This window comes from Streptococcus suis, assembly GCF_002960425.1.
GTDB classification, from domain to species: Bacteria; Bacillota; Bacilli; order Lactobacillales; family Streptococcaceae; genus Streptococcus; species Streptococcus suis_S.
On sequence record NZ_POIZ01000070.1, the window covers coordinates 1 to 7,099 of the forward strand.

8 protein-coding genes are annotated in these 7,099 nt (G+C 43.7%); 7 read left to right on the forward strand and 1 reads right to left on the reverse strand.

Features of this window, described 5'->3' with window-relative positions:
- Positions 1-146 precede the first annotated feature (146 nt).
- Positions 147-647 carry an NUDIX hydrolase gene (locus tag C1G57_RS09090; RefSeq protein WP_105114625.1) on the reverse strand — a complete coding sequence of 167 codons (501 nt, stop codon included), beginning with the start codon at positions 645-647 and terminating at the stop codon, positions 147-149.
- A 106-nt stretch (positions 648-753) separates the two neighbouring features.
- On the opposite strand from C1G57_RS09090, the gene C1G57_RS09095 reads away from it, so the two are divergent.
- From C1G57_RS09095 to rpmH, 7 genes are all read left to right on the forward strand, one after another.
- Positions 754-1,629, forward strand: a complete 876-nt coding sequence (locus C1G57_RS09095; RefSeq protein WP_105114626.1) for a VOC family protein — start codon at positions 754-756, stop codon at positions 1,627-1,629.
- A 167-nt stretch (positions 1,630-1,796) separates the two neighbouring features.
- A complete protein-coding gene (locus tag C1G57_RS09100) occupies positions 1,797-2,990 on the forward strand; it encodes an argininosuccinate synthase (protein WP_105114627.1) in 1,194 nt (397 codons plus the stop codon).
- A 13-nt stretch (positions 2,991-3,003) separates the two neighbouring features.
- Positions 3,004-4,398 carry an argininosuccinate lyase gene (argH, locus tag C1G57_RS09105; protein ID WP_105114628.1) on the forward strand — a complete coding sequence of 465 codons (1,395 nt, stop codon included), beginning with the start codon at positions 3,004-3,006 and terminating at the stop codon, positions 4,396-4,398.
- Positions 4,399-4,468: 70 nt separating this feature from the next.
- A complete protein-coding gene (rnpA, locus tag C1G57_RS09110) occupies positions 4,469-4,828 on the forward strand; it encodes a ribonuclease P protein component (protein WP_105114629.1) in 360 nt (119 codons plus the stop codon).
- A complete protein-coding gene (locus tag C1G57_RS09115; RefSeq protein ID WP_105114630.1) occupies positions 4,812-5,624 on the forward strand; it encodes a membrane protein insertase YidC in 813 nt (270 codons plus the stop codon). The genes rnpA and C1G57_RS09115 overlap by 17 nt, the downstream gene beginning before the upstream one ends.
- Before the next feature lie 24 nt (positions 5,625-5,648).
- The gene (gene jag, locus C1G57_RS09120) at positions 5,649-6,635 is read left to right on the forward strand and encodes an RNA-binding cell elongation regulator Jag/EloR (protein WP_105114631.1); all 987 of its coding nucleotides are present in this window, start codon (positions 5,649-5,651) and stop codon (positions 6,633-6,635) included.
- A 157-nt stretch (positions 6,636-6,792) separates the two neighbouring features.
- Positions 6,793-6,930, forward strand: coding sequence for a 50S ribosomal protein L34 (rpmH, locus tag C1G57_RS09125; protein ID WP_002939016.1), 138 nt, complete (start codon positions 6,793-6,795; stop codon positions 6,928-6,930).
- Positions 6,931-7,099: the final 169 nt, after the last annotated feature.

Genomic DNA, 7,099 nt, shown 5'->3' on the forward strand with positions numbered 1-7,099 from the left:
AATCATCAACGATTTCAAGAACGCAACAACGGCCTTGCCCCTCTTGAAATGAGGAACAAGGCCGTCGCCTAATCTTTTATTATTTCATTGTCCACTTGACAGGGAGCAGTTCACTGTGATAGCGGGGATTTGTTTCTTATTCGGACTTAGTTTTCTAAAAACAAGCTCTCCACATAGACCTTCTGCCTTGGGATAACCTGTTCATTTTCCAGGAAATCTTTCAGTTTTTCCTGCGGGACCCAGATGTAGTGGCTGGTTTCTTCGGCTTGGAGTTGGATAGCAGATTTGTCCCAGTCGGTTTCAGCCCAGTAGCAGTGGAAGAGGCACTGGTCGTCATAGGCGACAAAGTGTCTATGGTGGCGGAGTTGGTCAGCTGTCAGTTCAATGCCAGTTTCTTCACGGACTTCGCGTAAAATGGCCTGCTCTGCTATTTCCCCAAACAAGGCTGATCCTCCTGCTGTCGCTTCGTAATAGTCAGGGTAGGAGGGCTTGGTGCTATCGCGTTTCATGAAGAGGGTGCTGCCGTCGAGGTGGCGGATGATGCACTCGACGACTAGATGGTAGAGGCCGTCGGGAATGGCTTCTCCGCGTGTGAGGGTGTGGTCGGTCAGGTGACCGTCGGCTGTGTAGGCGTTCCAGATTTCCATGTTTTGCTCCTTTTCTATCCTTCTATTATAGCATAGGCAGTTTTCTTGTGCACTTGTACGGACAAATCTGTGATATAATAGGCTGACGATAGAAAAGGAGAATTTTATGCAAGCCATTATCCCTCATCTCTGGTATGATACAGAGGCAAAAGAGGCTGCGGCCTTTTATGTGGACCTTTTCGGTGGCAAGATTGACTGGACCTATACCATTACGGATACTCCATCAGGTGATGCGGATTTGGTTCAGTTCCAACTAGGAGATATGACCCTGTCGGCGATTAGCGCGGGGCCTTATTTCAAGCTCAATGAGTCCATGTCCCTCATGGTGTCGGTGGGTGACAAGGCAGAGCTGACCCGCCTTTATGAAGCCCTGTCAGACGGTGGCCATGTGCTTATGCCTTTGGCGGAATATCCCTTCAGCCCTTACTATGTCTGGTTGGAAGACCGCTTCGGTTTGTCTTGGCAATTGTCCTATGCACCGGACTTGGACAAGCCCTATCAATTTGATATCTGCCTGCTCTTCTCGCAGGACCAGGTCGGTTTAGCCCAACCTATGCTAGATTATTACAAGGATAAGCTACCTCAAGCTCATCTTGGTCGCTTGTCTTACTATGGCGAAGGTGAGGCTGCGGTGGCTGCTGCCAAGTTGAATTATGCGGAGCTGTTCATCGGAGACCAAAAAATCATTGCTATGGACCACGGCTACGGTGGCGTGGCCTCTTTCAACGAAGCCTTCTCATTCATGGTCTATGTAGACAGTCAGGAAGAAGCGGAGAGCTGGTATGAAAAAGTGTCAGCAGTTCCAGAAGCAGAGATTTGCGGTTGGGCCAAGGACCAGTTTGGGATTTCTTGGCAGATTGTGCCGCGGATTTTAATGGAGGCATACGATTCGGCTAGCCCAGAGAAAGTCAAGGCAGTCAATGCGGCTGTGATGACCATGAAACGGTTAGACATTGCGACCATTCAAGAATTATTGAATTAAAAAGCTGACTTCGGTCAGTTTTTCTTTTGTCCATTTTCAAATCAAGGTTGAAAATATACAAAAATTTTTTAAAAATATGTATAATTATGTTGCAAAAAGTATAAATATACACTATAATAGTCACTAAGTTTTATAAAAACTCACCAAAGATAGAAACGAGAGTACTTATGACAAAAGAAAAATTGATTTTAGCTTATTCAGGTGGACTTGACACGTCGGTTGCGATTGCTTGGTTGAAAAAGGATTACGATGTTATTGCAGTGTGTATGGATGTGGGTGAAGGAAAAGACTTAGACTTTATTCATGATAAGGCTTTATCTATTGGAGCAGTAGAATCTCATGTGATTGATGTCAAGGAAGAATTTGCTCAAGAATACGTTTTACCTGCCCTACAAGCCCATGCCTATTATGAGCAAAAATATCCGCTCGTGTCAGCACTTAGCCGACCTCTGATTTCTAAAAAGTTGGTGGAAATGGCTCATAAGACAGGAGCAACCACTATCGCTCATGGCTGTACTGGTAAGGGAAATGACCAGGTGCGGTTTGAGGTAGCTATTGCAGCTCTGGATCCGACACTCAAGGTCGTGGCACCTGTTCGTGAATGGAAATGGGCGCGTGAAGAAGAAATCATATTTGCCAAGGAAAATGGTGTTCCAGTCCCAGCAGATTTAGATAGCCCTTACTCAGTCGACCAAAACCTTTGGGGTCGTGCCAATGAGTGCGGAGTTTTAGAAAATCCATGGAATGAAGCGCCAGAAGATGCTTTTGGTATTACAACTGCACCAGAAAATGCACCAGATACTCCTGAGTATGTCGATATTGAGTTTAAAGCAGGGATTCCCGTGGCTGTAAATGGTGAAGAGTTAAGTCTGGCTAATCTCATTCAAAAACTCAATGTCATTGCTGGTAAGCATGGTGTGGGTCGGATTGACCACGTGGAAAATCGTTTGGTCGGAATCAAGTCACGTGAAATTTATGAGTGTCCAGGTGCTATTACCCTTCTGACAGCCCACAAGGAAATTGAAGATTTGACCCTGGTGCGGGAAGTATCGCATTTCAAACCGATTGTTTCAAACGAACTCTCTAACTTGATTTACAATGGTTTGTGGTTCAACCCTGCAACTCAGGCATTGAAAGCTTATTTGCAAGCAACTCAATCGGTTGTGAACGGCACTGCAAAAGTCAAGTTGTATAAGGGGTCAGCCAAAGTAGTTGCTAGAAAATCTCCAAATTCACTTTATGATGAAGATTTGGCAACCTATACCAGTGCAGATACCTTTGACCAGGATGCGGCAGTCGGCTTTATCAAGCTTTGGGGCTTGCCAACCAAGGTCAATGCGGAAATTCATAAAAAAGACTAGAAAGTAGGAATGTATGGAAGCAAAGAAATTATGGGGAGGTCGCTTTGAAGCCAGTCTTGAGGCATGGGTCGAAGAATTCGGAGCTTCCATCCGCTTTGACCAAAAACTGGCCAAGTATGATATTCAGGGGTCTTTAGCCCATGTCAAGATGCTAGGAGCCACGGGGATTATCGCTCCAGAAGAAGCCCAGGCTATTCAAACTGGTCTGGAAGAATTGTTGACAGACTACGAGGCTGGCAAGTTGGTATTTGATATTCGAAACGAAGACATTCACATGAATATCGAAAGTCTCTTAACGGAGAAAATAGGTCCAGTTGCAGGCAAACTTCACACAGCTCGTTCTCGTAATGATCAGGTAGCGACGGATATGCACCTTTATCTGAAGGACACCCTCTTTCAAGTGGTAGATAAATTGACCAACCTACGTCAGGTTTTACTAGACCTTGCACAGGAGCATGTGGAAACCATCATGCCAGGCTATACCCACTTGCAGCATGCCCAGCCTATCAGCTTTGCCCAGCACTTGTTGGCCTATTACAACATGTTCAGCCGAGACAGTGAGCGCTTTGAATTCAATATGTTGCATACAGATTTATCCCCACTTGGTGCGGCGGCCTTGGCAGGGACAACCTTTCCGATTGACCGTCAGATGACCTCTGATTTGATGGGATTTGCCCAGCCTTATAGTAATTCCCTCGATGCTGTGTCTGACCGTGATTTTATCTTGGAATTCTTATCAAATGCGAGCATTTTGATGATGCATATGTCTCGTCTCTGTGAAGAGATCATTAACTGGTGTTCACATGAATACCAATTTGTCACCCTATCCGATACCTTTTCAACAGGTTCTTCCATCATGCCTCAGAAGAAAAATCCAGATATGGCTGAGCTGATTCGGGGGAAAACAGGTAGAGTTTATGGGAACTTGGTTGGTTTACTGACAGTCATGAAATCCCTGCCTTTGACCTATAATAAAGATTTGCAGGAAGATAAGGAAGGAATATTTGATAGCGCGGAAACCATTTTGGTATCTATCGATATTTTGGCAGGAATGCTACAATCTATGACAGTTCATAAGGAAAAAATGGCTCAATCGACAGAGAAGGATTTTTCAAATGCGACTGAATTGGCAGACTACCTAGCAAACAAGGGAATGCCCTTCCGCCAAGCGCATGAGATTGTTGGAAAACTGGTCTTGGAATGTAGCAAGGCAGGCTATTATTTACAGGATGTTCCATTGGAACGTTATCAGGAAATTTCATCGATTATTGGATCGGATATTTTTACAGCTTTAGAGTCGGAAACAGCCGTCTCACGCAGAAATTCGCTAGGTGGAACTGGTTTTGAATCCATTCGTTGGCAAATTCAGCAAGCAAAAGAGCAATTATCAGCTTCAAAAGGCCTCTAAACTGGATGTTTATTGGCTTTTTTGAATTTTATGGTATAATAGAGATAATTTTGAAAGATGGAGTGACGGTTTGAAGAAAAGCTATCGTGTCAAGCGTGAACGAGATTTTAATGACATTTTTACAAAAGGAAAGAATGTAGCCAATCGGAAGTTTGTAGTGTACAGCTTGCCAAAGGACCAGGCTCATTTCCGAGTAGGACTATCTGTCAGCAAGAAATTGGGAAACGCTGTCATGAGAAATCGTATTAAGCGTAGACTACGCCATGTTTTGATAGAATGCCAGCAAGAGTTGGTGACGGATGACTTTGTTATTATCGCTCGGAAGGGTGTTGAAGAGCTGTCCTATCAGGAAATCAAGAAAAACCTCATCCATGTTTTGAAACTAGCCAAATTATACCAGGAAGGTGTTGCGATTGAAAAAGAATCTTAAGTGGGCTAGCCTGCTTGCCACAACTCTACTCGTGCTAACCGCTTGTGGAACAGGAACGGCCTCTAGTCAGTCTTCGGACGCTTGGAACGGATTGATTAAATGGTTTGCCAGCATTATTCAATTCTTGTCCATCAACGGTCAGATTGGTATCGGGATTATTCTCTTCACGATTATCATTCGGACCCTCTTATTGCCCTTGTTCCAGATTCAAATGAATTCTTCGCGTAAAATGCAGGAACTTCAACCTCAGTTGAAGAAATTGCAAGAAGAGTATGCTGGAAACGATATGGATACCCGCCAGAAACTGTATGAGGAGACACGCAAACTCTATAAAGAGAACGGTGTTAATATGACCTCGTCCATGTGGCCGCTCTTGATTCAGATGCCGATTTTGATAGCCCTCTATCAAGCTCTGACAACTGAGGAAGCCCTCAAGGTTGGACAGTTCCTCTGGGTAAATCTTGGTGAACCTGACCCTTATTTTATTTTGCCCATATTAGCGGCAGCCTTCACTTTCTTTAGTACATGGTTGGCCAATAAAGCAGCTATCGAGAAAAACGGAGCGGTTACTGCCATGATGTATGCCATGCCAGTCTTGATTTTCTTCTTTGCTGTTACAGCTGCCAGTGGTGTGGCCTTGTACTGGACTGTTTCCAACGCCTATCAAGTGGTTCAAACCTTGGTGTTTAATAATCCTTTTAAAATCATAGCAGAGCGTCAAGCTAAGATTGATGCTGAAAAAGAGCGTCAAGCTAAAATCAGACGGGCTCAGAAAAAAGCCCGCAAGCAGAAGTAGGATGAAACGAATAGGAGAGAGAAAATGAAATTTACAGGTGCAAATGTTGAAGAAGCCATTCAAAATGGTTTAGAAGAGCTAAATATTCCCCGTAAGAAAGCCCATATCACCGTTGTAGCGCGTGAGAAAAAAGGTTTCTTTGGTTTTGGTAAAAAACCAGCTGTCGTAGATATTGATGTTATCAACGAAACAACGGTTGTCAAAGCCAACCAAAAAGCAGTTCGTGGCGTTCCAAGTGAAATCAATGAACTCAATGAGCCAGTCAAGAGTGTTTCAGAAGCTACGATTGACCTTGGGAAAGTTGTTGCGGCTGTGAAAGAGTTTGAAAAATCAGGCCAAACGCTCGATGATGAGATCAAGGCCCAAATTTTGAAAAATGAAAAAGAAGCGACAACCATTCTTGAAGAAACTGGTCGTATTGAAATTCTTTCTGACGAATTATTAGCAGGCGTTAGCCAGACAACCACTCACGAAGAAGTTGCTAGTTCAGAGCCAGTTGCCAAGGATGAATTTGCTGATTTAAATATTAAAATTGAGCCACAGTATGACATTGAACAGGTTGTTGCAGAAGTTTCTACCTACATCCAAGAAATTTTGGATGATATGGATGTGGAAGCAAGTATTGAAACCAGCCACAGCCGTCGCACCATCAACATCCAAGTGGATACCAATGAACCTGGACGTGTCATCGGCTACCATGGTAAGGTCTTGAAAGCCTTGCAACTCTTGGCACAGAACTTCCTTTACAATCGTTATGAGCGCAATTTCTACATCACCATCAATGTGAATGATTATGTAGAACACCGTGCAGAAGTTCTTCAAGGCTATGCGCAGAAATTGGCAGAACGTGTCTTGGCTGAGCAGGAAGCCTATCACACAGACCCTATGTCAAGCAGTGAGCGTAAAATCATCCACCGCATCATTTCAAAAATGGACGGTTTGACAAGCTATTCAGAAGGTAGTGAACCAAACCGCTATGTTGTAGTGGATATTGAAGGAAATCATGATTAAAAAGAGGCTGAGCCTCTTTTTTTCTCAATCTGCTTGAAAATAGGAAAGAATAGCTTGACAAACCCCCAGAATTTATATAAAATAGTTTGGTATGTTTAGTAACTGATCAAAACTAGCCGGCTAAACGAATACAAGAATCTAAGAGGAGGTATTCATCGTGAAACGTACTTTTCAACCAAGTAAAATCCGTCGCGCACGCAAACACGGTTTCCGTAGCCGTATGGCAACTAAAAACGGCCGTCGCGTGTTAGCAGCTCGTCGCCGTAAGGGACGTAAAGTTCTTACAGTAGCATAAGAATACAACTAAAACCAGCAGAAACTCGAGTCTGCTGGTTTTTTCGTAGGAAAAGAGGCTCTTTGTCAACTGTAGTGGGTAGATGAAAAGCTAACACCTAGAGAGGACGAAATTCGTTCTCTCTTTCTTTATGTTCAAAGCAATCAAAATGCGTTTTTTAAAATTTTCA

Bases quoted from the DNA above. Each gene is read 5' to 3' on its own strand.
- C1G57_RS09090 (WP_105114625.1), bottom strand. From the start codon at position 647: ATGGAAATCTGGAACGCCTACACAGCCGACGGTCACCTGACCGACCAC.
- C1G57_RS09095 (WP_105114626.1), top strand. From the start codon at position 754: ATGCAAGCCATTATCCCTCATCTCTGGTATGATACAGAGGCAAAAGAG.
- C1G57_RS09100 (WP_105114627.1), top strand. From the start codon at position 1,797: ATGACAAAAGAAAAATTGATTTTAGCTTATTCAGGTGGACTTGACACG.
- argH (WP_105114628.1), top strand. From the start codon at position 3,004: ATGGAAGCAAAGAAATTATGGGGAGGTCGCTTTGAAGCCAGTCTTGAG.
- jag (WP_105114631.1), top strand. From the start codon at position 5,649: ATGAAATTTACAGGTGCAAATGTTGAAGAAGCCATTCAAAATGGTTTA.